Source organism: Agrobacterium sp. CCNWLW155, from assembly GCF_036888815.1.
Lineage (GTDB): Bacteria > Pseudomonadota > Alphaproteobacteria > Rhizobiales > Rhizobiaceae > Agrobacterium > Agrobacterium radiobacter.
Window position 1 is genome coordinate 68,515 of sequence record NZ_JBAKFW010000002.1, and the last position, 25,036, is coordinate 93,550.

Annotated in this window: 19 protein-coding genes; 10 read left to right on the top strand and 9 right to left on the bottom strand. The window is 59.9% G+C overall.

Features of this window, described 5'->3' with window-relative positions; translation table 11 throughout:
• Positions 1-40: 40 nt before the first annotated feature.
• Genes V6S97_RS08850 through deoA form a run of 7 tightly spaced genes read left to right on the top strand, consistent with a single transcriptional unit; the run spans position 41 to position 6,933 of the window.
• A complete protein-coding gene (locus tag V6S97_RS08850) occupies positions 41-1,546 on the top strand; it encodes an ABC transporter ATP-binding protein (protein WP_111794266.1) in 1,506 nt (501 codons plus the stop codon).
• Between the two features lie 7 nt (positions 1,547-1,553).
• A complete protein-coding gene (locus V6S97_RS08855) occupies positions 1,554-2,657 on the top strand; it encodes an ABC transporter permease (RefSeq protein ID WP_003507236.1) in 1,104 nt (367 codons plus the stop codon).
• 6 nt (positions 2,658-2,663) lie between these two features.
• Positions 2,664-3,635 (top strand): ABC transporter permease, encoded by a 972-nt coding sequence (locus V6S97_RS08860; protein ID WP_003507239.1) that lies wholly within the window; start codon positions 2,664-2,666, stop codon positions 3,633-3,635.
• A 4-nt stretch (positions 3,636-3,639) separates the two neighbouring features.
• Positions 3,640-4,044 carry a cytidine deaminase gene (locus V6S97_RS08865; RefSeq protein ID WP_003507241.1) on the top strand — a complete coding sequence of 135 codons (405 nt, stop codon included), beginning with the start codon at positions 3,640-3,642 and terminating at the stop codon, positions 4,042-4,044.
• Positions 4,044-4,844: a purine-nucleoside phosphorylase gene (locus tag V6S97_RS08870; protein WP_003507243.1), complete on the top strand. Its 801-nt coding sequence runs from the start codon at positions 4,044-4,046 to the stop codon at positions 4,842-4,844. Before V6S97_RS08865 ends, V6S97_RS08870 begins: the two co-directional genes overlap by 1 nt.
• A gap of 2 nt (positions 4,845-4,846) precedes the next feature.
• Positions 4,847-5,620 carry a deoxyribose-phosphate aldolase gene (gene deoC / locus V6S97_RS08875; protein WP_003507245.1) on the top strand — a complete coding sequence of 258 codons (774 nt, stop codon included), beginning with the start codon at positions 4,847-4,849 and terminating at the stop codon, positions 5,618-5,620.
• Positions 5,617-6,933 (top strand): thymidine phosphorylase, encoded by a 1,317-nt coding sequence (gene deoA, locus V6S97_RS08880; RefSeq protein WP_334426613.1) that lies wholly within the window; start codon positions 5,617-5,619, stop codon positions 6,931-6,933. The genes deoC and deoA overlap by 4 nt, the downstream gene beginning before the upstream one ends.
• Here deoA and V6S97_RS08885 read toward each other — a convergent pair.
• The 9 genes from V6S97_RS08885 to cyoA form a co-directional block, all read right to left on the bottom strand.
• Complete coding sequence (locus V6S97_RS08885; RefSeq protein ID WP_162687137.1) at positions 6,926-7,447, bottom strand: TIGR02281 family clan AA aspartic protease; 522 nt, start codon at positions 7,445-7,447, stop codon at positions 6,926-6,928. The two genes, deoA and V6S97_RS08885, sit on opposite strands and share 8 nt — an antisense overlap.
• 133 nt (positions 7,448-7,580) lie before the next feature.
• Positions 7,581-8,210 carry a uracil phosphoribosyltransferase gene (gene upp / locus V6S97_RS08890; protein WP_003493096.1) on the bottom strand — a complete coding sequence of 210 codons (630 nt, stop codon included), beginning with the start codon at positions 8,208-8,210 and terminating at the stop codon, positions 7,581-7,583.
• A gap of 97 nt (positions 8,211-8,307) precedes the next feature.
• On the bottom strand, positions 8,308-9,285 hold the full coding sequence (locus tag V6S97_RS08895; protein ID WP_060722730.1) for an adenosine deaminase: 978 nt from the start codon (positions 9,283-9,285) through the stop codon (positions 8,308-8,310).
• Positions 9,282-10,502, bottom strand: a complete 1,221-nt coding sequence (locus tag V6S97_RS08900; protein WP_099085759.1) for a phosphopentomutase — start codon at positions 10,500-10,502, stop codon at positions 9,282-9,284. Before V6S97_RS08900 ends, V6S97_RS08895 begins: the two co-directional genes overlap by 4 nt.
• 113 nt (positions 10,503-10,615) lie before the next feature.
• On the bottom strand, positions 10,616-11,377 hold the full coding sequence (locus V6S97_RS08905; protein WP_334426617.1) for an SURF1 family protein: 762 nt from the start codon (positions 11,375-11,377) through the stop codon (positions 10,616-10,618).
• 168 nt (positions 11,378-11,545) lie between these two features.
• On the bottom strand, positions 11,546-11,941 hold the full coding sequence (cyoD, locus tag V6S97_RS08910) for a cytochrome o ubiquinol oxidase subunit IV (protein ID WP_003514416.1): 396 nt from the start codon (positions 11,939-11,941) through the stop codon (positions 11,546-11,548).
• Positions 11,941-12,564 (bottom strand): cytochrome o ubiquinol oxidase subunit III, encoded by a 624-nt coding sequence (gene cyoC / locus V6S97_RS08915; protein WP_060727117.1) that lies wholly within the window; start codon positions 12,562-12,564, stop codon positions 11,941-11,943. Before cyoC ends, cyoD begins: the two co-directional genes overlap by 1 nt.
• A 5-nt stretch (positions 12,565-12,569) precedes the next feature.
• Positions 12,570-14,573, bottom strand: a complete 2,004-nt coding sequence (gene cyoB / locus V6S97_RS08920; RefSeq protein WP_060722734.1) for a cytochrome o ubiquinol oxidase subunit I — start codon at positions 14,571-14,573, stop codon at positions 12,570-12,572.
• A 72-nt stretch (positions 14,574-14,645) separates the two neighbouring features.
• Positions 14,646-15,776 carry a ubiquinol oxidase subunit II gene (gene cyoA, locus V6S97_RS08925; RefSeq protein ID WP_060727116.1) on the bottom strand — a complete coding sequence of 377 codons (1,131 nt, stop codon included), beginning with the start codon at positions 15,774-15,776 and terminating at the stop codon, positions 14,646-14,648.
• 249 nt (positions 15,777-16,025) lie between these two features.
• Here cyoA and V6S97_RS08930 point away from each other — a divergent pair, with 249 nt between their 5' ends.
• From V6S97_RS08930 to V6S97_RS08940, 3 genes are all read left to right on the top strand, one after another.
• Complete coding sequence (locus tag V6S97_RS08930) at positions 16,026-17,354, top strand: MFS transporter (protein ID WP_003507259.1); 1,329 nt, start codon at positions 16,026-16,028, stop codon at positions 17,352-17,354.
• 406 nt (positions 17,355-17,760) lie between these two features.
• A complete protein-coding gene (locus V6S97_RS08935; protein ID WP_003507265.1) occupies positions 17,761-23,262 on the top strand; it encodes a glutamate synthase-related protein in 5,502 nt (1,833 codons plus the stop codon).
• Entirely contained in the window at positions 23,259-25,025 is a 1,767-nt protein-coding gene (locus tag V6S97_RS08940; protein ID WP_334426622.1) for a sulfite reductase subunit alpha, read from the top strand. The genes V6S97_RS08935 and V6S97_RS08940 overlap by 4 nt, the downstream gene beginning before the upstream one ends.
• Positions 25,026-25,036: the final 11 nt, after the last annotated feature.

Consider the following 25,036-nt stretch of genomic DNA (forward strand, 5'->3'; position numbering starts at 1 on the left):
CCTTTTCATATCCAGCCTTCGGAGAGGTTTCGGTTTGAGTATGGACCCAGCAATCGAACTCGTGGGCATCGATAAGAAATTCGGTGCCGTTCACGCCAACAAGAATATCAATCTGACCGTTGCCAAGGGAACGATCCACGGCATCATCGGGGAAAACGGCGCCGGAAAATCGACCCTGATGTCGATCCTCTACGGTTTTTACCAGGCCGACGCCGGTGAAATCCGGGTGAATGGCGCGCCGGTCTCGATCCGCGACAGTCAGGCCGCGATCAATTCAGGCATCGGCATGGTGCATCAGCACTTCATGCTGGTGGAAAATTTCACCGTGCTGGAAAACGTCATGCTGGGCGCAGAAGGCGGCGCATCGCTCGCCAAGGGTCGGGCGGCGGCGCGCAAGGAGTTGCAGCGCCTCGAGGACGATTACGGGCTGGAAGTCGATCCCGATGCGGTGATCGAGGAATTGCCCGTTGGCCTGCAGCAGCGCGTCGAAATCCTCAAAGCCATGTATCGTGGCGCCGAAATCCTGATCCTCGACGAGCCGACCGGCGTTCTCACACCGGCTGAGGCCGATCACCTTTTCAAGATTTTGGGTGTCTTGCGAGAGCAGGGCAAGACCGTCATCCTGATAACCCACAAGCTGCGCGAGATCATGGCGATCACGGATTCCGTCTCCGTCATGCGCCGTGGCGAAATGGTGGCGACCCGCAAGACTTCCGAAACCAGCGTCGAGGAACTGGCCGAGCTGATGGTCGGCCGCCGGGTGCTGCTCAGGGTGGAAAAGGGCGAGACGACGCCGGGCGAAGTTCTCCTCTCCATCCGCAATCTCACCGTCAAGGACAGCCGTGGCGTCACCATGGTGGATGATGTCTCTCTCGATGTCCGCGCCGGTGAAATCGTCGGTATCGCCGGTGTGGCCGGCAATGGCCAGTCCGAACTCCTTGAGGCGATCGCCGGCATCCGCAAGCCTTACTCGGGTGAGATATGGGTGGCCGGGCAGAAGGTCGACCGTCCTGATCCGGCCATTTTGCGCGAGCTCGGTCTCGCGCATATTCCGGAAGACCGACACCATATGGGGCTGGTGCTGAAATTCGAGGAATATGAAAACTCCATCCTCGGCTATCACCACGATGAGCGTTACGGCAAGGGACCGTTCCTCAACCCCGAAGCCATCCGCAAGGATGCGGTCGAAAAAATCGAGAAATACGATATCCGTCCGCCGAACCCGCAGCTGAAGACCGCCAATTTTTCCGGCGGCAACCAGCAGAAGATCGTTGTCGCCCGCGAAATCGAACGTGACCCCAAGATGCTGATCATCGGCCAGCCGACCCGCGGCGTGGATATCGGCGCCATCGAATTCATCCATCGCCGCATCATTGAAATGCGCGATGCCGGCAAGGCTATCCTGCTTGTTTCGGTCGAACTCGATGAAATCCGTTCCCTTTCGGACCGGATCATGGTCATGTTCGCCGGGCGTGTCGTTGGAGAAAAAACGGCGGAAGCCGAAGAACAGACGCTGGGCCTGATGATGGCCGGCATCGCCGCATGAGGCATGAATGAGCACCGCTTCCACCCCCCTGCCAAACTGGATCAGCTACGGCCTGCTGCCGCTGCTGAACGTCGTCACCGCCTTTCTGATTTCCGGCCTCGTCGTCTGGTCCATCGGTGAAAATCCGCTGGCGGCACTTCGCCTGCTCGTCGAAGGCGCCCTCGGTCGTGGCGACGCCATCGGCTTCACGCTGTTTTACACGACGAGCTTCATCTTCACCGGCCTCTCCGTTGCGGTCGCTTTCCATGCCGGCCTGTTCAATATCGGCTCCGAAGGTCAGGCCTATATTGGCGGGCTGGGTGCCGCACTGGTGGCGCTTGCGCTCGACCGTTATGTGCCCTGGTATGTGACGATGCCCTTCGCCGTCATCGGTGCTGCACTTTTCGGCGCGGCCTGGGCTTTCATTCCGGCATGGCTGCAGGCAAAACGCGGCAGCCACGTCGTCATCACCACCATCATGTTCAACTTCATCGCCGCGGCCTTGATGGTCTATCTGCTGGTGAATGTGCTGATCGTGCCAGGCAAGATGGCCCCGGAAACGCGCACCTTCTTGGCCGGTGGCCAATTGCCGAAGCTGGACTGGCTGATGGCGCTGTTCGGCCTCAAGCTCGGGCCGGCGCCGTTCAACGTCTCCTTCATCATCGCGCTGGTCATGTGTTTCCTCGTCTGGGTGCTGATCTGGCGCACCAAGCTCGGGTACGAGATGCGCACGCTCGGCGTCAGCCCTTCAGCGGCCGTTTATGCCGGCATTCCCTATGCGCGCACCGTCATCATCGCCATGCTCATTTCTGGTGGTCTGGCGGGAATGATGGCGCTGAACCCTGTCATGGGCGCTTCCGCCCGCCTGCAGGTGGAATTCGTCGGTGGCGCAGGTTTCGTCGGCATCGCCGTGTCGCTGATGGGGCGAAGCCACCCGCTCGGCATCATCTTCGCGGCATTGCTGTTCGGCATTCTCTATCAGGGCGGCGCGGATCTTTCCTTCGAAATGCCTAACATTACCCGCGAAATGATCGTGGTCATTCAGGGTCTGGTGATCCTCTTCGCTGGCGCGCTGGAATATATGTACCGGCCGGCGATCGTCCACATCTACCAGCGCTTGGCAAAGGGGTGAGCTGATATGGATTTCTTCGATATGATGGTCAGCATCCTCGGCTCGACCGTCCGTCTCACCATCCCGCTGCTCTTCACCGCGCTTGCCGGGCTTTTTTCCGAACGCGCCGGCGTGTTCGATATCGGCCTTGAAGGCAAGATGCTGGCGGCGGCCTTCGCGTCCGCCTGTGTTGCCTATATCACCGCAAATCCCTGGGCCGGTCTGCTGGCCGGCATTGCCGTCTCCATCCTGTTCTCGCTGATCCATGGTTTCGCTGTCATCACCAATCGCGGCAACCAGATCGTATCGGGCGTGGCGTTGAACTTCATTGCTGCCGGTCTGACCGTGGTTCTGGGGCAGGCCTGGTTCGGGCAGGGCGGCCGCACGCCGCAATTGCCGGGTGAGGGCCGTTTTGCCCCGATCATCTTGCCCGGTGCGGATACGATGCGGGAGGTGCCTTTCATCGGCCCGCTCTACGCTAACGTAATCTCCGGCAATAACATCCTCACCTATCTCGCCTTTCTGGCGGTGCCGCTGTCCTGGTGGGTGCTTTATCGCACCCGTTTCGGCCTGCGTCTGCGCGCTGTCGGTGAAAATCCGGGTGCCGTCGATACGGCAGGCATTTCGGTGACGTGGATGCGCTACCGCGCCGTTATCGTTGCCGGTTTCCTTTGTGGTTTTTCGGGCGCCTATCTCGCCGTTGCGCAATCGGCGGCCTTCATTGCCAACATGTCGGCGGGCAAGGGCTATATCGCGCTGGCGGCGCTGATCTTTGCAAAATGGAAGCCGGTGCCGGTCATGTTCGCCTGCCTGCTGTTCGGTTTTCTGGATGCCTTTGCCAACTTCATGCAGGGCAAATCCGTGCCCGGCATCGGCGAGGTGCCGGTGCAGATATTCCAGGCCATGCCCTATATTCTGACCTGCATCCTGCTTGCCGGTTTCATCGGCGTCGCCAAGCCACCAAAGGCCGGTGGCGTTGCCTATGCGAAGGAGCGTTAAGCTTATGTCCTCCGATACCCAATCCCATGCCCTGTTCGAGGCAGCGGTGGAGGCAATGGCCTTTGCCCACGCGCCCTATTCGAAATTCCCGGTTGGTGCAGCAATCCGCGCCGAAGACGGCAAGATCTACAAGGGCGCCAATATCGAGAACCTTTCCTTCCCGCAGGGCTGGTGCGCCGAACCTTCCGCCATCAGCGCCATGATCATGGGTGGGGCAAAAAAGATCAGCGAAATCGCCGTCATCGCCGAAAAGCTTGCTCTCTGCCCTCCCTGCGGCGGATGCCGGCAGAAGATCGCCGAATTCGCCACGCCGGAGACGAAAGTCTATCTGTGCGACGAAACCGGCGTCCAGAAGGTCATGACCATGGAAGAGCTTTTGCCCTTCAGCTTCAAGACAGAGCTGCCCTGATGCCGGATATGCTGATCGATATTCTGGTGGAGCGCTTGAACGGCCTGATGCCGCGCGTGGCCATCGTCCTCGGCTCGGGTCTGGGTTCTCTGGTGGAAGAGGTCAGCGATCCGATCCGGGTGCCCTATGCCGAACTCCCTGGTTTTCCCGCAAGTGGCGTCTCTGGCCATGCGGGCGAGCTGGTGGCCGGTTATCTCGGTGGTGAACCGGTCATGATGCTCTCCGGCCGGGTGCATTATTACGAAAAGGGCGATCCCTCCGCCATGCGTGCGATCATCGGGGCGCTGGCTGGTCTCGGCGTGCAGTCACTCATCCTCACCAATTCGGCGGGTTCGGTAAGGCAGGATATGCCGCCCGGCTCGGTCATGCAGATCACCGATCACATCAACTATTCCGGCATGAACCCGTTGATCGGCGAGGAAAGCGACCGACGCTTCGTCGGTATGACGACAGCTTACGATCCTGATCTGATGCTTGCCATGCGCAATGCCGCGATCCGCGCGACGGTGCCTTTGTTCGGTGGTGTCTATATGTGGTTTTCCGGCCCGAGCTTTGAAACGCCCGCGGAAATCCGTATGGCGCGGCTGCTGGGAGCGGATGCCGTCGGCATGTCCACCGTGCCGGAAGTCATCCTTGCTCGCTTTTTCGGGATGCGTGTTGCCGCCGCATCGGTTATTACCAATTACGGTGCCGGCATGACCGGCGCGGAACTGAGCCATGAAGAAACCAAGGATATGGCTCCCGTGGGTGGCAAGAGGCTTGCCGCCATTCTGAAGGAAATGATCGCAGGAGGAGCGTGACCATGGAACTCCAGCGTCCGCGCGAAGCGGCTGCCCTGACACTGTCCTTGCTGGACCTGACAAACCTCAAGGAAGACTGCACGCCTGAGCAGATTGCTGCTTTGTGCCAGAGGGCGCATACGGAATATGGCAATACGGCGGCGATCTGCATCTGGCCCCGCTTCGTCGCTCAGGCGCGTGCGGCGTTCGGAAAGGACCACGCGATCCGCATCGCCACGGTCGTCAACTTTCCTTCGGGTGACCTCGACGTCGCAAACGTGGTCGCGGAAACCGAGGCCGCGATCCGCGACGGCGCCGACGAAATCGATCTGGTCATTCCCTATCGCAAATTCATAGCAGGCGATGAATCGGCGGTTTCCACCATGGTGGCCGCTGTGCGTAAGGCCTGCGCAGCACCCGTGCTTCTCAAGGTCATTCTTGAAACCGGTGAGCTGAAGGACAAGGCGCTGATCCGTCGCGCTTCCGAGATCACCATTGCCGAGGGGGCCGATTTCATCAAGACCTCTACCGGCAAGGTCGCGATCAACGCCACGCTGGAAGCGGCCGACATCATGTTGCAGGCGATCCGCGACAGCAGGCAAAAGGTTGGCTTCAAGCCCGCTGGCGGCATCGGTACGGTGGAAGACGCCACGCTTTATCTGCGGCTGGCGGAAACCATCATGGCGCCCAACTGGGCCATGCCGTCCACCTTCCGTTTCGGCGCTTCCGGCGTCCTCGACGACGTATTGAACGTGCTGGCCGGCGGTGAGCCGGCCAAGGCTGCCAGCGGGTATTGAGCTTGATCCCGCAGGAAATCATCCGCCGCAAACGTGATGGCCTGTCTCTGGAACCGCAGGAGATCGCCGCTTTCATAAGCGCGCTTTCGAAAGACGGCATATCGGAAGGCCAGGCGGCGGCCTTTGCCATGGCTGTGTTTTTCCGCGGCATGAACCGGGACGAGATGGTGGCGCTGACGCTCGCCATGCGCGACAGCGGCGATGTTCTGTCCTGGAGCGATATCGGCAGGCCGGTGGCGGACAAGCACTCGACCGGCGGTGTCGGCGACAATGTCTCCCTGATGCTTGCTCCCATCGTTGCCGCCTGCGGTCTCGCCGTGCCTATGATCTCCGGCAGGGGTCTCGGCCATACCGGCGGCACGCTCGACAAGCTGGAGGCGATCCCCGGTTATAACGTCATGCCGGACGAGGCGCTGTTTCGCCAGACGGTGAAAACGGTCGGCTGCGCCATCATCGGCCAGACGGGCGATCTCGCCCCCGCCGACAAGCGCCTCTATGCCATCCGCGACGTGACCGCGACGGTGGATTCCATACCGCTGATCACCGCCTCCATCCTGTCGAAGAAGCTTGCAGCCGGGCTGCAGACGCTGGTTCTGGATGTGAAGGTCGGTAACGGTGCTTTCATGCAGAGCGTGGAGGATGCCCGCAATCTCGCCCGCACGCTGGTCGATGTGGCGAATGGCGCGGGCCTGCCGACGACGGCTCTGATAACCGACATGAACCAGCCGCTTGGCGATGCCGCGGGTAATGCGGTCGAAATCGTCAATTGCCTGGATTTTCTGGCTGGCCGCAAGGTGGGTACCCGTCTCGAACAGGTCGTGCTCGCCTTCGCTGCTGAAATGCTGGTGCACGCCGGAAGCGCTATTACGCTGGATGAAGGCGAGGCGCTCGCTGTGGCCGCTCTTTCCTCCGGCAGGGCCATGGAGGTCTTTGCGCGGATGGTTTCGGCACTCGGCGGGCCTTCGGATTTCGTTGAACGCCCGTCCCATTACCTGCCATCCGCACCGGCCACTCTCCCTGTTCCGGCTCCGCGCAGCGGCTGGCTCGCATCCTGTGCGACGCGCGATCTCGGTATGGTCGTTGTCGAGCTTGGCGGCGGCAGAAGAAAACCGTCGGATACCATCGACGCTGCGGTCGGTATTTCGGACATCCTGCCGCTCGGCACAAAAGTAGAAAAGGGCGAACCTATCGCCCTCGTCCACGCGGCTTCGAAAGAAGAAGCGGAACGCGCCGCCGAAAGGATTGCGGCCTGTTACGGGATTGGCGACTCTGCGACAGAGACCGGCAACGTGGTTCTTGAGCGGATTATCTGACCAGCCGCATTTCGCCGTTCGACACCTTGAATGACGACAATTGCTTCAAAAAGCTCATGCCGATCAGCATGTTGCTCAGCGCATTGTCTTTGAGCACCATGGCATCGACATTCTGGACACGGATCGTGCCGATTTCCACCCGGTCGAGCTTCACATAGGCCGCCATGGTCTGGCCGTTGGCGGTCGAGATCGGATATTTGAAATCGAGGCTGTTGACGCCGAAACCGAGCCGCCGGGCGATCGTTTCGTTGATGGCGACCGTGGAGGCGCCTGTGTCGACAAGCCCGTCGAAAGATTTGCCGTTGATACGGAAGGTGGCATTGAAATGACCGCGCGCATCCGCCTTCAGACTGACGCTGCCCAGCGACACCGGCTGCGGTTTGGCAAGTTCGGTGGTGGCATCGGATTTTGCCGCGCCGGTTTCCGGGCGTGGCTGAAATTTTTCCATCAGCGCCGGGATCTGCGTGGCGCTGACCGAAAGACCGACAAGCAGAAAAATCGCACGCGCCAGCAAGTGATTGCTCCTAATCGCAAGGTTTATCCACATGCAGCATAGGCGCAAAATATGCTGAAATCTTAAAAGAAAAAGCCATCCGCCGCGTTGCGTGCGGCGAATGGCTCAAGCGGTTAAGCAATGATGAACGGTATTACTTGGTGCCGTACATGCGGTCGCCGGCATCGCCGAGGCCAGGAACGATGTAACCCTTTTCGTTCAGCTGCTTGTCGATTGCGGCGGTGTAGATCGGCACATCGGGATGCGCTTCACGGAAATTCTTGATGCCCTCGGGGGCGGCCAGCAGACACAGGAAGCGAATGTTCTTCGCACCACGTTCCTTCAGCTTTTCCACGGCGGCAATCGAGGAGTTTCCGGTTGCCAGCATCGGATCGACAACGATGATAAGGCGCGCATCGAGACTTTCGGGGGCCTTGAAGTAATATTCGACGGCCTCCAGCGTATCGTGATCGCGATACACACCGATATGGGCAACACGCGCCGAAGGCACGAGTTCCAGCATGCCTTCCAGCAAGCCGTTGCCGGCGCGCAGGATGGAGGCGAAAACCAGCTTCTTGCCCTCCAGCACCGGAGCCTCGATGGTTTCGAGCGGCGTATCGATGGTTTCCATCGTCATTTCAAGGTCGCGCGTCACTTCATAGCAGAGCAGCGTCGAGATTTCCCTGAGCAGGCGGCGGAAGCCGGCCGTCGAGGTTTCTTTCTTGCGCATGATGGTAAGTTTGTGCCGCACCAGCGGATGTTCGATGACTGTGACGCCGTCCATGAAACTGGCCTTCCTTTTTTATCTTGTGTCCTTGTCATTCACCGAAAGTGCGCTTTTCGCAAGCCTTCTTCGCGGTTTTACCCCGCGAACCGCAGCGTCACGCAAAATCGAGTTTTGCGAGCAGCTGGTTGCGCGTTTCCTCGTCCACGAAGGCGCATTCCAGCGCGGTTCGGGTCATGCGGTTGATCTCGGCATCGCTGAAACCGAACTCGTCCGCGGCCAGCGCGTATTCCCGTGCAAGCGAGGTGAAGAAAAATGGCGGATCGTCGGAACTGATGCAGACGCGCACCCCCGCGTCGTGCAACGCCTTGAGTGGATGGCTGCCGAAATCGGGATAAACGTCGAGTGCGATGTTCGATCCGGGGCAGACCTCCAGAACCGTTCCCGTCTCGACCAGCCGGGCGATGAGGCCGGCATCTTCGATGGCGCGCACGCCATGGCCGATGCGGGCTGGTTTGACGAGATCGAGCGCATCGGCAACGCTTTCAGGGCCGCAAACCTCGCCCGCGTGAATGGTCAGCCCGAGACCCGCATCGCGGGCGATATCGAAGGCGCGCGCATAATCGGCGACCCGACCCATGCGCTCCTCGCCCGCCATGTTGAAGCCGGTCACCAGTGGATGCCGGGCGCGTGCTGCATATTCCGCCGCTGCGATCACCCGTTCAGGACCGAAGTGGCGCTCGCCGGTGACGATGATGCGGGTCTCGATGCCGGTCTTTTCTTTGGCGATCCTGATGCCCTCGGCAATGCCGGCGAGATAGGCGTCTGCACCGAGCCCGATGCGGTCACCATGGTCGGGCGAGACGATCAGTTCACTATAGATCGTGTTGGCCTCGGCAAGTTCAGTCAGATAGGTTTCCGTCAGAACCGCGTAGTCTTCGTCCGTCTTGAACACCTGCGCCACCGCATCGTAGCACTGGATAAATTCGGCGAAATCCGACCAGACATATTGGCCATCGCGCAAAAAGCCGCTGGTGTCTATGCCGTATTTCTCCGCCTGTCGTGCGACAAGCGCGGGCGATGCCGCCCCTTCAAGATGGCAGTGGATTTCCGCTTTCAGCAAATGGGATGTCAAATGAAGCTCCTGCCGTGTGAACCGGCCTCGATGCCAAGATGGTGGGCGATGCTTTCGCCGATATCGGCGTAGCTTGAACGGATGCCGACATCACGGGAACGGATACCCGGTCCGAATGCCATGATCGGCACCCTTTCCCGCGTATGGTCGGTGCCCCGCCATGTGGGGTCGCAGCCGTGATCAGCGGTGAGAAGGGCGATATCGCCAGGCGCCATCTTGCGATGGATTTCGGGGATGCGCGCATCGAAGGCCTCAAGCGCCGCCGCATAACCTGCAACGTCGCGACGATGGCCGTAAAGCATGTCGAAATCGACGAAATTGGTGAAGACGAGATCGCCGTTTTCAGCTTCGTCGATGGCCTGCAACGTTGCGTCCATCAGGGCGCTGTTGCCATTTGCCTTGATGACGCGCGAGATACCCTGATGGGCATAGATATCGCCGATCTTGCCGATCGCGTGCACCTTGCGGCCGGCCTCCACAAGCCTGTCGAGCAGGGTCGGTTCCGGTGGCAGAACGGAAAAATCGCGGCGGTTGCCGGTGCGTTCGAAGGTTGCGACCGTTTCGCCGATGAAGGGGCGGGCGATGACGCGGCCGATATTCAGCGGATCTAGCAGCTTGCGCACCGTCTCGCAGAGCGCGATGAGCCGCTGCAACCCGAAATGTGTTTCATGCGCGGCTATCTGGAATACGGAATCGGAAGAGGTGTAGCAGATCGGCTTGCCGCTCCTGATATGCTCCTCGCCGAGCTTCGCGATGATCTCTGTGCCGGAAGCATGACAATTGCCGAGAATGCCGGGAATATCGGCTTGCCCGCAAATGGCCTCCACCAGATCGGGAGAAAAGGCGTCGCCCTCCGTCGGGAAATATCCCCAATCGAACGTTACCGGCGTGCCGGCGATCTCCCAATGGCCGGAAGGCGTATCCTTGCCTTTGGAGATTTCACTGGCGGAACCGTGAAGACCGAAAATACGCTCAGGCGGTTCCATGCCCGCGGGAATGTCGCCGCTTGCCTGTTTCGCGATCTCCAGCAGGCCGAGCGAACACATGTTCGGCAGTTTCAGCGGACCGGAGCGAAGCCCGGCTTTGTCGGCAGCGCCTGCGGCACAGAATTCCGCGATATGGCCAAGCGTGTTCGCGCCAAGATCGCCATAGTGTTCCGCATCGGGTGCACCGCCGACACCGAAGGAATCCAGAACGAGAAGAAATGCTCTTGCCATAACTCACCGAAACAAAATGCGCCGACGGGCAATGTCAGGCCGAACTGTCGTTATAGATCAGCAAAACGTGAAGAAGGAAGTGCTTTTATGAACCATCCGGTAAAACCGGCCGTTCAATCCTCGCCCCGTTTCGGTTTGGGAGCGTTGAGATTGCGCAGGACATACCAGCCCGCGGCCACCACCATGGCCGCCAGAATATACCACGTAACGGCATAGGAGAGGTGGTTGTTGGGGAAGGTGAGCATGGTCTTGCCGCCGACCGGCAGGCCGTCCGGATTGGGTGTTGCGTCGGCGTCGACATAGAACGGCGCGACATCGGAAAGGCCGGATGCCTGCGAAATCTGAGGAATATTGCGGGAATACCAGCGGCCATTTGCCGGATCGTTGGTGCGCAGGAAAAGCCCGCCGGTTTCGGGCGCGCGCATCAGCCCGGTGATCTCGACGTTGCCGGCTGGTTCGCCTTCCCGGCGGGAGGACGGGTCACGCCTGTCGGACGGCACGAAGCCTCGATTGACGATGATGCTGGAGCCATCGTCGCGCTTGAGCGGCGTCATCACCCAATAGCCGGGACCGAGGTCTGTGACCGTATAGACCTGAACCTCCCTGTCATTGAGGAAGGTGCCGGACAGTTTCACACGGCGATATTCGTATCCCGCGGGGTCGTTGAGTGCTGGCCATTCGCCGGCGGCAGGGGCATCGACGGGGTCGGCATCGGCGCGGGCTTCGACGCGCTCGATAAGATCGAGCTTCCAGGAAAGGCGTTTGACCTGCCATGTGCCGAGCACCAGCAGCAGACCCGTCAGGACAACGGTCAGAAACAGAACGATGATCGCGGCGGGGCGGATACGCCGGTTGTGGGGTGTGGTGTCACTCATGTCACGGTCCTTGCGAAGCGCGGCTGGCGGGAAAGGCCATCTGCTTTGGCGTCCACCGGGGGCTTCCTCCAGCAAATAACCCCATAAATCGCACCGGGATTCATGGGGTTATGTGTTGGCGCGGAACGCGGCCCGCCGGAAAACCGGCAGGCCGCTGATATCTGCTGCTCAGGGCAGGTTCTTCACATCCTCGATGTGCAGCGGCATCATGTTCTTGTTCATGTTGTACATGACCCAGAGCGAGCCGGAGAGCGTGATCAGCAGCACCACGACGGTGAAGATCAGCGCCATGAAGGTCCAGCCGCCTTCGGACTTGGTGTCCATGTGCAGGAAGTAGATCATATGCACGAAGATCTGGATGACGCCGAGACCCATGATCGCGATGACCAGCAGCGTCTTGTTTTCAAGAACGTCGCCCATGACCAGCCAGAACGGGATCGCCGTGAGGATGACCGACAGGACGAAGCCGATCATATAGCTTTTGAACGTGCCGTGGCTGGCGCCATCATGGTGATGATGGTCGTCGCCATGCGCGTCGTGGTGTGCGTGTGCTTCGGAACTCATCAAAGAACTCCCATGAGATAAACGAAGGAGAAGACGCCGATCCAGATGACGTCAAGGAAGTGCCAGAACATCGACAGGCACATCAGGCGGCGTTTGTTTGCCGCGATCAGGCCATGCTTGGTAACCTGAACCATCAACGTGACGAGCCAGATGATGCCGAAGGTGACGTGCAGTCCGTGCGTACCGACCAGCGCGAAGAAGGCTGACAGGAACGCCGAGCGCTGCGGGCCGGCGCCTTCCGCGATCAGGTGGTGGAATTCGTAGAGTTCCACGGCAAGGAAGGCGAGGCCGAAGAGACCGGTGACGCCGAGCCAGACCAGCGTGGCCTTCACCTTCTGCTTTTCCATTTCCAGCATGGCGAAGCCATAGGTGATGGAGGAGAAAAGCAGGAAGCCGGTATTGATCGCCACCAGCTTCAGATCGAAAAGGTCGGCGCCCGAAGGACCGGCCGCATAGTTGCGGCCGACAACGGCATAGGTGGCAAACAGCGTTGCGAAGATGAGGCAGTCGCTCATCAGATAGAGCCAGAAGCCCAGCGAGGTGCCGTTCTCCGGGTGGTGGTCTTCCTTCAGGTAGAAGACCGGTTCAGCGCCGTCGACGCTTTGTGCAGGTGTATGAGCCATATTCGTTACGCCTGTTCAGCAAGCAGCTTCGTACGTTCCGCCTCGACCGTCGAAACGTCGGAGGCAGGAATGTAGTAATCGCGATTGTAGTTGAAGGTATGGGCGATGGAGACCGCGATGATGGCGAGCATGGACAGAGCCGCAAGCCACCAGATGTGCCACACCAACGCAAAGCCGAGAACCACGCTGATGGCGCTGATAATAATGCCTGCGCCGGTGTTCTTCGGCATATGGATCGGGATGAAGCCTTCCTTGGGACGGTTGTAACCGCGCTTCTTCATGTCCGCCCAGGCGTCGACGTCATGCACAACCGGCGTGAAGGCGAAGTTGTAGGCCGGCGGCGGCGACGAGGTCGACCATTCCAGCGTACGGCCGTTGTAGGGGTCGCCGGTCACGTCGCGCAGCTTTTCGCGATTGAGGAAGCTGACGATGAGCTGGATGACGAAGGAGGCGATGCCGAGCGCGATCAGGAAGGCGCCGAAGGCGGCGATGAGGAACCAGATCTGCAGGGAATTATCCTCGAACTGGCTGATACGGCGGGTAATGCCCATCAGGCCGAGAATATAGAGCGGCATGAAGGCGAAATAGAAGCCGATGAACCAGAACCAGAAGGACAGCTTGCCCCAGAACGGATCGAGCCGATAACCGAAGGCCTTCGGGAACCAGTAGACGATGCCCGCAAGCACACCGAACACCACGCCACCGATGATGGTGTTGTGGAAGTGGGCGATGAGGAACAGCGAGTTGTGGAGCACGAAGTCCGCAGGCGGAACGGCGAGAAGAACGCCGGTCATGCCGCCGATGACGAAGGTGATCATGAAGCCGATCGTCCACAGCATCGGAACATCGAACTTGATGCGGCCCTTATACATGGTGAAGAGCCAGTTGAAGATCTTCGCACCCGTCGGGATCGAGATGATCATCGTGGTGATGCCGAAGAAAGCGTTGACGCTTGCGCCGGAACCCATGGTGAAGAAGTGGTGCAGCCACACGATATAAGCGAGGATGGTGATGACGCCCGTGGCGTAAACCATCGAGGCATAACCAAAGAGACGCTTGTTGGAGAAGGTCGAAACGATTTCCGAGAAGACGCCGAAAGCCGGCAGCACCAGGATGTAAACTTCGGGATGGCCCCAGATCCAGATGAGGTTAACATACATCATCGGATTGCCGCCGAGATCGTTGGTGAAGAAATTGGTGCCAACGTAACGGTCAAGGGTCAGAAGGGCGAGCGTGCCGGTCAGGATCGGGAACGAAGCCACGATCAGGATGTTCGAACACAGAGACGTCCAGACGAAGATCGGCAGGCGCATCATGGTCATGCCAGGGGCGCGCATCTTGATGATCGTCACGATCAGGTTGATGCCCGATAGCGTCGTTCCCACACCGGCGATCTGCAGACCCCAGATGTAATAGTCCACACCCACACCCGGACTGCCGTCGATACCGGAAAGCGGCGGATAGGCGAGCCAGCCGGTCTGCGCATATTCACCGATGAACAACGAGATCATGGTGATGACCGCGCCGGCCGTGGTCATCCAGAAGGAGAAATTGTTGAGGAAGGGGAACGAAACGTCGCGGGCGCCGATCTGCAGCGGCACGACGAAGTTCATGAGACCCGTGATCATCGGCATGGCCATGAAGAAGATCATGATGACGCCATGGGCCGTGAAAATCTGGTCGTAATGGTGGGGTGGAAGGTAACCTTCCGATCCGCCCGACGCGATCGCCTGCTGAACGCGCATCATGATCGCGTCGGCGAAACCGCGCAAGAGCATGACCAGCGCCAGAATGATGTACATGATACCGATCTTCTTGTGATCGATGCTCGTGAACCATTCGTTCCAGAGATAACCCCACAGGCGGAAATAGGTAAGGGCGCCGACGACGGCGATGCCGCCCAGAGCCACGGCCGCGAAGGTCGCGACAAGAATGGGCTCGTGAAGCGGGATGGACTCCCATGTCAGCTTCCCGAACAGGAACGACGTTTGATCGGAATTGACGATCATTTTAGCCTCTTGCGATTCGAAAACGTAAATTCGGCGCGGACAGGCCGCGCCGCAGAATGCCGGGACGTATCGTCAGCCAGCGACTTGTTTCTTTTCCGGCAGCGCCGCAGGCTCGAAAGTCTGACCTTCGATCGCAGCCGGAGTGGATTGGGGGCCGCTGGCGACGCCGTAAGGCGCAAGCGGTGTGCAGACGACGGAGTTCAGCGCCTTGGCGATGTCGATGCCTTCCTTGCCGCCGCCGCCATTGGCGTCGATATGCATCATGTCGCGCATGCAGAGCTTGTTCGGCTCAACGCAGCGGTTGAGAATGGCGCTGTAGAGCTCCGGATCGACCGAAGCGAAATATTGCACTGGCTCACGCTCGGAAGGCTTGGCGAATTCCAGATATTCCTGCCGGCCAAAGCCCTTGCCGCCTTCCTTCGCCCTGGCAACCCACTGGTCGAAGCCCTGCTGGCTCAGACCATGGAACTTGAAGCGCATGTGGGAGAAGCCTGGACCGGAGAAGTTGGCCGAGAAGCCGTCATAGACGCCTTCCTTGTTGATGACCGCATGCAGCTTGGTCTGCATGCCGCCCATGGCATAGATCTGGCCCGCAAGCGCTGGAACGAAGAAGGAGTTCATCGCGGTCGTGCCGGTGATCTTGAAATTGATCGGAACATCAACCGGAGCGGCGAATTCATTGACGCTGCCAATGCCGAGTTCGGGATAGAAGAACAGCCACTTCCAGTCCATGGCCACCACTTCGACGGTGATCGGCTTGGTCTCGGCGGTCACCTGGCGGTTCTCGTCGATACGCTCCAGCGGGCGATAGGGGTCGAGACGGTGGGTGGAAATCCAGGTTACTGTGCCGAGCATCAGGATGATCGCGACCGGAGCCGACCAGATCACCATTTCAAGGCGCGTGGAGTGGTGCCACTCGGGATCATAATCCTCGGCTTTCCCCGATTCGCGATACTTCCATGCGAAGAACAGCGTCAGGGCAATGACCGGGACGATGATGAGCAGCATCAGAACCGTGGACGTGATGATAAGGTCGCGCTGCTGGATGGCGACGTCGCCCGAAGGGTTCATCACCACGAGGTTACAGCCGCTGAGCAGCAGCAGAGCCGGGATTGCCAGAAGGGCGGATAGGATTTTTTTGATCGTGCGCACGTTCTTTGAACTCGTACAGTTTGGATTATGCCGCGAATAATTGCCGAACATCATTTTTCAAATGAGGTATATTGTCGCGGTGCAGCGAAACCTTCGCGATGCACCATGTCTCGGGCAGAGCTGCGTTTGAAGGCGGAGCGCGTGCATTATCGCATGGTCGACCGACTGGGCAACCCTTTATTGCCAAACTTCAATTGACGTTACGTAGGGTGCGTGTGACAATCCGTCGCATCGTAACGCAACGGAAGAGGAGCCGGCGCGTTACAGGAAATGGTTCGTCCATGACGCAGGAGGGATATTATGAGTTATACGAATGCTGCTCCATCCTTTGGGCAGGCGCCGGAAGCGAACGGACATGGGGCCGGTCCCGTCAAGGTCGATCCGGATCGCATTACGATTGCAGTCATTCTCGCGAGAATGACGGAGTTTTTCGACTTTTTCATCTATGCCATCGCCTCCGCGCTCGTTTTCCCGCATGTCTTCTTTTCTTTCGTCGATCCGCTGACGGCCACGCTCTATTCCTTCGCGGTTTTCTCATTGGCCTTTATCGCAAGGCCGATCGGCTCGCTGATCTTCCTCCAGATCGACCGAAAATTCGGGCGCGCCGTGAAGCTGATGGCCGCCCTCTTCACGCTCTGTGGTTCCACCATGGCGATCAGCTTTCTTCCGTCCTATGCGGAAGCAGGCGTGCTTGCTCCCTGTCTTCTGGCGGTATTCCGCATCGGCCAGGGTCTTGGCCTTGGCGGTGCTTGGGACGGTCTAGTCTCGCTGCTCGCCATGAATGCGCCGCCGAAGCAGCGCGGCTGGTACGCCATGATGCCGCAGATCGGTGCGGCCATGGGCTTTGGCCTCGCCAGCGCCTTCTTCATCGTCTTCGTCACGCAGCTTTCCAATGCGGAATTCCTTGCCTGGGGCTGGCGTTTCCCCTTCTTCGTGGCGCTGGCGCTCAATGTTCTCGCACTGTTTGCCCGTCTTCGCATGATCGTGACGCCGGAATTCCAGGCCATGCTGGAGCAGCATGAGCTGGAACCGCGCCCGATGTTCAAGATGCTGCGTTCGCAGTTTCCGGTGGTCGCCACCGGTGCCTTCGTGCCGCTGGCGAGCTTTGCGCTCTTCCATCTCGTCACGGTCTTTCCGCTGAGCTGGGTTTCGCTCAACACCAGCCAGCGTGTCTCGGACTTCCTGTTCGTGCAATTCGTCAGCGCCATCATCGCTGGCGGCATGATCGTGGTTTCAGGCATACTGGCCGACAGGATCGGCCGGCGGAAGCTTCTGGCTGTCGCGGCGGTGCTGATTGGGCTCTTCAGCCTCGTGGCCCCTGTTCTCCTGAGTTCGGGCGATATCGGTCGCTATCTCTTCGTGCTGATCGGCTTCTCGCTGCTTGGCCTGTCCTTCGGTCAGGCGGGCGGCGCACTCGCCTCCCGCTTCAGTCGGGAATACCGTTATACCGGCGCATCGCTCACCTCGGATATTTCCTGGCTGATCGGGGCCGGTTTCGCACCGCTGGTCGCACTCGGATTTTCGTCCAAATTCGGCCTTTTCGCGGTTGGCATCTATCTGATGTCGGGTGCTCTTTGTACCCTGATTGCCCTCTGGTTCAGCCGTACGCTGGATATGCCGTCGGAGTGATCTCGGCAATTTAAAAATCCCTGCAGCCATCGCGCCGCGGAATCCTGTCGGATTTCGCGGCGTTTTTGTTTTTTTATTGCGCAAGGCCGATTTTAATCTTGACTCGGTCGATCATGAAATATTATGTAAGCACTACTGACATAATTGAGTGTGTCTCATCGCCGGAAAGCCGGCCATCAGGGAACGCGATGCGAACGACGACGATCATTATTTGCGAAAAAGCGGCCATCGCCGCCACGCCGTTTGACGGCCGCAAAACGACCGTTCGCGCCATTAAACGCCGATAAGCAGAAGAAGAGGAGCAGCCAGGTCGCCTGCGGCTCCGCCCGCAGAGTGCCGGTTGCCGCGCCGAATTTCGGGAAAAGAGGGTGATGCCGCGCGAAATGCGCAACGAGAGGAGAGTGCCTTGAGTGTGACGGAGCAAAAATTCGGCCTTTACGATGCCGCTTTTGAAAAAAGCAGCTGTGGCGTCGGTTTCATCACCCGCAAGGATGGCGCGCAGACACATGATGTATTGAAGCGCGGCCACGAGGCGCTCTGTGCTGTGCCGCATCGCGGCGGCATGTCGGCGGAAGGTGTTGGTGACGGTGCCGGCGTGTCGCTCGACATCTCGCTCTCCTTTTTCCAGAAGCTGACGGGCAACGATACCTTGCAGGCCGGCCGGTTTGGCGTCGGCAATTTTTTCCTGCCGCAGAACCCAGCTTTCCATGAACAGGCGGTTGGCATTATCGGCAGCGCGCTGCAGCAGCAGGGGTTTTCGATCCTCATCGTCCGCGACGTGCCGGTGAATGACGCGGCCATCCGCCCGGCTGCCATCCCTTACCAGTTGCCGATCCGGCAATGGGTTTTTTCGGCTCCAGTGGAATGCGCAACTCTCGTCGAATTCGACTGGCGCATCCACAAGGCGCTGCTTGCCATTGAAGCGCTTGCCTATACGGTGCCGGAACTCACCGGTTTTTATCCGCTATCGCTCAGTGCGCGGACGCAGGTGCTCAAAGGGCGTCTGAACTCGCACGAGGTCATGCCCTATTTCTGCGACCTCACCGATCCGCGCCATGAAGTGCATACGATGTATTTCCACACGCGGTTTTCAACCAATACCGATCCACACCCCTCCATGGCGCAGCCTTTCCGCCTGATGGCGCATAATGGTGAGCTCAACACCGACAAGAAGAACCGGTTGTCGGAAGTGGCCGTGGCGCTGGCGAAGAATGCCAGCATCGTCAGGCCCAAGGGCCAGTCGGACAGCTGCCGGCTGGACCAGACCTTGCAGGCGCGGGTGATGGAGGATGGTCTCGACCTCGTCACCGCCGTGGTCTCGATGATGCCGCCGGCATGGGAAAACGACGACACCCTGTCGCCCGGCGTCAAGGCGATGCTGGAATATTTCTCGCTCTATGAGGAGAAGAATGACGGCCCGGCCGCGCTGATTTTCGGCGACGGCACCATCATCGGTGCCCGGCTCGACCGCCTCGGCCTGCGCCCGCTGCGCACCGTCGAGACGGAGGATTATCTCTGTGTCATGTCGGAGGCGGGGCAGATCGCCTTTCCGGCCGAAAGCGTCATCCGTCGCGGCCGCATCGAGGCGGGCGGCATGCTTTATTACGATCACGCCGAACGTCGCGCCTTTTCCACCGTCGAGGCGTTGGAGCTTCTGGCAGCGCGGAGGGACTATCCGGCGCTGCTGTCCGAATCCCGGGTAATGCTTGATGATTTACCAGAAGTGTCCGCCGAAAAGCAGGGCTCGCCGCTTCGTTACAATGGCGATCTGGAACGGCATCAGCGCTACGTCGCCTATTCGCACAATCAGGAAAGCTTCAAGTTCCTGATGGACCCGATGCTGGCGTCGGGCGCGGAAAAAATCTCGGCCATGGGTTATGGCAACGCCATCAACGCGCTCTCCGATCAGGAAGGCGGGGTTGCCAAATATTTCTCGCAACGTTTTGCGCAGGTCACCAACCCGCCGCTCGACAGCATTCGCGAGGCTGACGGCATGACGCTGCGCGTCGCTCTTGGTGCAAAGCCGAACAGCGGCGCGAAGAAGGCTCGCCAGATCGTCGTGCGCTCGCCGATCCTGACCCACCTCGATATGCTGCGCATTCGTGAACAGCCCGAGACGCCGGTTCGCCGTTTCGAGATGCTCTATACGCCAGTCCTCGATGTCGCGGATGCCAACGAAGCGGCCTTGCGGCAGGCGATCGACGGTCTCTGCGACGAGGTCGTGGCTTTCGCGGCGCAGGAAGGCGGGATTGCCGTCATCACCGATCGGCATGTCTCGGCAGGCCGCGCGGCTTTGCCTATGATCATGGTCGTCTCCGCCATCAATCAGCGACTGATCGAGGAAGGTCTGCGGCTGCGTGTTTCGCTGATCGTTGAAAGCGGGCAGTTTTCCTCCTCGCATCACATTGCGGCGAGCCTCGGCTTCGGCGCTTCGGCCGTCTATCCGCTCGGCGTGCAATTCCGCGCCGAGGAGAAATTTGGTGCTGATGCCGACAAGGCCTTCAAGCGTTTCGCTAAGGCGGCTGAAAAGTCGTTGATGAAGACCATGGGCAAGGTCGGGCTGTGCACGGCGGAAAGCTATATCGGCGGCGAGTTCTTCGAACCGAACTTCCTCGACACCAACGATCCGGTGCTGAAGCGTTATTTCCCGAATGTGAAGACCCCGGTCGGCGGCGTCAATTTCGCCGTCATCGCGCAGGCGGTGGCCGATTGGCATCGGAAGGCGCTTTCCGTGAAGGGGGAAAATGACATTCCCCTGCTCGGTCTTTTCAAGGAGCGCGCCGAAGGTGCCGGCCATTCCTATGGCACGACGGCCGTTCGCGGTTTTGTGGACATGACGGAGGAAAAGATCGGTTTCGACAAGGGAACCGACAATGAAGAGGCGCTGCGCCTCCTGCCGCTCAATCGGCTGGAAGACGCTTTCGGTCTCAACGATGCGGCCTATTATCACAACAGCTTCGACCGGCTGACCCCGGAGGCGATCGACGCCTTCGAGGTAACGCCTGGTTACCGTGCCTTCGCCCGCATGATGGCCGAAGAAAGGGCGCGCCGTCCCGCCGCCCTGCGCGATGTTCTGGAATTGCCGGCCGATGTGACATTCGCCGGTTCGGCAGAAGAGTTCCGCCGGGAAATGGGTCGCTTTTCCCGGCATGGCAATAACAGCTTCATGGTGCGCGGATTGCTTTGCGAGAGCGCGGGAGACGGTGCGTTCCGGCTACAATTGACCGGCCCGCAGGGTCATGAACTTGCCCGGCTTGCCGCACTCGGCCAGTCATTGCTCGACCGCTTCGGAACGGATATCCCCGGCCATTGGCTGGAAGGCGGCGCGCTGCTGGTTCAGGCAAAGGGCGAGGCATTCACCTACCTGTCTCTCATCCGTACCGCGCCGGCAGGCATTCCGCTTGATGCCGTGCAGAAGGCCAGCGAGATCACCAAGACCCTAGCATCGGGCGCCATGAGCCATGGCGCGCTGGTCGCGGCTGCCCATGAGGCGGTGGCGCATGGCACCAATATGGTCGGCGGCATGTCCAATTCGGGTGAGGGCGGCGAGCATATTTCCCGTTATGGCACCATCCGCGCCTCCCGCATCAAGCAGTTCGCCTCCGGCCGTTTCGGCGTCTGGGCCGGTTATCTTGCCGATCCGATGCTGGAGGAAATCGAGATCAAGATCGGCCAGGGTGCAAAGCCGGGCGAGGGCGGGCAATTACCGTCTCCCAAGGTGACGGTCGAAATTGCCGCCGCGCGCGGCGGCACGCCGGGCGTCGAGCTTGTCTCGCCGCCACCGCATCACGACACTTATTCGATCGAGGATCTGGCCCAGCTCATCCATGACGCCAAGGCGGCGCGTGTGCGCGTCATCGTCAAGCTCGTCTCGTCGGAAGGTATCGGCACGATCGCGGTCGGCGTCGCCAAGGCTGGGGCGGATGTCATTAACGTTGCCGGCAATACCGGCGGCACGGGTGCAGCCGCCGTGACCAGCCTCAAATATACCGGCCGTGCGGCGGAAATCGGCATTGCCGAGGTGCATCAGGCGCTTTGCGCCACCGGCCTGCGCGCCAAGGTGCTGCTGCGTTGCTCCGGCGCGCACCAGACGGCGAGCGACGTGGTGAAATCAGCACTTCTCGGCGGTGACAGTTTCGAGTTCGGCACCACGGCGCTGATGATGCTGAAATGCGTGATGGCGAAGAACTGCAACATCAAGTGCCCAGCGGGTCTCACTACCAATCAGGAAGCTTTCAACGGTGATCCGCGCGCGCTGGCGCAATATCTCATGAACATCGCCCATGAGACCCGCGAGATCCTGGCCGCACTCGGGCTGCGCTCGCTGCGCGAAGCACGGGGCCGTTCCGATCTTCTTCACCTTCTCGATCATTCGGCCAGCGTCGGCCAGCTTGACCTCCGGGCGATGCTTGCCGTGGTCGAGGAAGTGAAGATCGACAACCCCGTCTATATGGAAAAGGACTTCGCGCTGGACGATGCCTTCATCGAACTCGTCCGCTCGGCACTGATCGACAGCAGACGGGAAAACATCGAGCTTGGCGGCAATCGTTTCCTCAACAATTGCAACAAGAGCGTCGGCGGCCAGCTCGCCGTCGATATCGAGCGCATGCTGAACCACGAGCTTTCCGACGAAGAGGCGGATGCGCTGCCGGCAGTGAAGCAGGACAGCCGTGGCCGCCGGTTCCTCGAGGCTGGGTCGGTGCGCATCGATACTTCAGGGTCGGCCGGGCAGTCCTTCGGCGCTTTCTGCAATGACGGCATGGTCATGGTCCATACCGGCACCTGCAATGACGGCGTTGGCAAAAGCGCCTGCGGGGGCACCATCGTCGTACGCTCTCCGGGCGGGGGTTCGCAAGAGGCTGGCGGCAATGTGCTGGTCGGCAATTTCGCGCTGTTCGGCGCCACTGGCGGCCGCACTTTCGTCGAGGGTCAGGCGGGCGACCGTTTCGCGGTGCGTAACTCCGGCGCGACCGCCGTGGTCGAAGGCGTGGGCGATTTCGCCTGCGAATACATGACCAACGGTGCCGTTCTCAACCTTGGCAGTTTCGGCAAGGGTTTCGGCAACGGCATGAGCGGCGGTTTCGTCTATCAGTATGATCCCTATGGCGATCTGCCGAAGAAGGTCAGCCACGATTCCATCCTGCTCGGTTCGATCACCGGTGAGGACGAACAGGCCGCGATCCACAATCAGGCCGTCCACCAGCTTTTGACCTGGCATGTCGCGGAGACCGGCTCGGCCAAGGCCGCATGGCTTCTGGAAAACTGGGAGAGCGAACAGCACAATTTCGTCTATGGCATGCCGCGCGCCCTGCTGCTTTATCAGGACAGCGATGAAATTCTGAAGGCGAAGCCCCGCAAGGAGCTGCTGGAGGAACTGGCATCTGCGCTTGCCGCCCATCAGGTGCGGAAGTTCAAGCTCGCTTACCGCGATCGTAAGGCCGTTTTGAACGGAACCGTACCGGGTTATGGCGAGACGGACACGGAGGACATGTATGCGCTTCTCAACAACTACACGGTGTTGAGCATGGCGCAGGCAATCGCCCTGCAGCGGCTGCCGATGGCGGCGGGCCCTTCCGATCCCGCAATCGAAAAAGCCGTACGCAATCTCATCCTCACGGAAGACTACGCATTGATGCAGCGTTTGCTGAAATACGCCCGCGAGGCGCTCTCCGATCATAGCGATGAACAGCTTGCGGTGATGATCGCCGCCAAGCGTCTCGACGACTACAAGCAGGCGCTGGCGCGCCGCAACATCTGGTCGGTGGACAGCCCCGGCACCTATGGCTGGATCATTCAGCAGAACCGGAAAAACATCGAGAGGATCGGCCGTCTGCCGGGCTTCGAGGAGCTTTTCGCGGTGCGTGCCATTCCAGATCTCGCCACCGCATCCAGCCACAGGGCAGCATGATGAAGATACCTTATATTCCCGAAGACGCGCCCTTCAATGGTGATCAGCGCGCATGGCTTTCCGGTTTTCTGGCCGGGCTCCATTCCCGCGCCGCCATAGGTATGGAGACTTCTGTTGCCGCCGCCGCCCCAAAGGCGGCGGCCAGTGTGCTGAATATTCTCTTCGGCACACAGACCGGCAATGCCGAGGCCTTAGCCATGGATATCGCCGCCGCCGCCCGTGCGCAGGGCATGCGGCCGGTGGTGGCTGCGCTGGATGATGTCTCGATGGACGGTCTCGGTGCCATGAAGCGGGTCATCGTCGTCACCTCGACTTACGGCGGAGGTGAAATGCCTGACAATGCCCAGCTTTTCTGGGAAGCACTTTCCACCGACGCCGCGCCGCGTCTGGACGAGATGAATTTTGCCGTGCTTGCGCTTGGCGATACCGGTTATGACGGTTTCTGCCAGGCAGGCAAGCTCATCGATACGCGGTTCGAGCAACTTGGCGGCAAGCGGATGAAGACGCGTATCGACTGCGATATCGACTTCGAGGATGCGGCCGCCGCATGGATCGGCGAGACCCTGCCGCTTGCGCTTGCTGTCGACGGCGGCAATGCGGCAGCTGTCATGCCCGATGTCGCCGAACCTACTGTGCCGACAAAGCAGGGCTGGAACCGCAAGAATCCCTATTCGGCTGAGGTGAGCGTCAATCGCCGCCTGTCCGGTCCCGGATCGTCCAAGGAGATTCGTCACTACGAATTCGGTCTCGGCGAAAGCGGGCTCGACTATGAAGCGGGTGATGCTCTTGGCGTCGTGCCCCTGAACGATCCGAGACTGGCGGGCGCGCTGCTGGAACACTTCGGAGCGGCCGCGGACAGCCAAATCAGCGGGCTGGACCGGCCCGTTGGTGATGCGCTTCTCAACATGTTCGAGATATCGACTCCCTCGCGCGAACTCGTCGCCGAAATCGGCAAGCGTGCGGGGCATGAGGAACTCAGCCACATCATCGCAAACGGAGACAAGGAGCAGATGGCCGCCTTTCTCTGGGGCAAGGATATTCTCGACCTCATCAATCTCGGCGGAAAGCCGCTATTTGATGTCGCTGAATTCGTGACATTGCTGAAGCCGCTGCAGCACCGGGCTTATTCCATATCCTCCAGCCCTCTGGTTGCGAAAGACAGCGTACATCTGACGATTGCCAGCGTTCGTTATCGCGCCGAGGGCCGTGAGCGCGGCGGCGTGTGCTCCACCTATCTGGCCGACCGGGTGGAGGCTGGACGGAATGCCGGAATTTTCGTCTCGCCGAACAAGTCATTCCGTGTGCCGCAGGACAATGATGCGCCTGTTATCATGGTGGGACCGGGAACGGGCATCGCGCCCTTCCGGGCATTTTTGCAGGAACGGCAGGCGCGCGGCGCCAAGGGCAAGAACTGGCTGTTTTTCGGTGATCAGCACCGGCAGTCGGACTTCATTTATGAAAACGAACTTGCCGACATGAGCCGCGACGGCGTGCTGACCCGTCTCGACCTCGCCTTTTCACGGGATCAGGCGGAGAAGATCTATGTCCAGACCCGCATGCGGCAGAACGGCAAGGCGCTCTATCAATGGCTTGAAGAGGGCGGTTATTTCTACGTCTGCGGTGATGCGACCCGCATGGCGAAAGATGTCGATGATGCCCTGCATAGTATCGTCAGCGATGAGGTCGGCATTTCTGCCGAAGCGGCAAGCGATTATGTGAACCGGCTGAAGCGCGAAAAACGCTATCTGCGCGATGTCTATTAGAGATTTCCTCT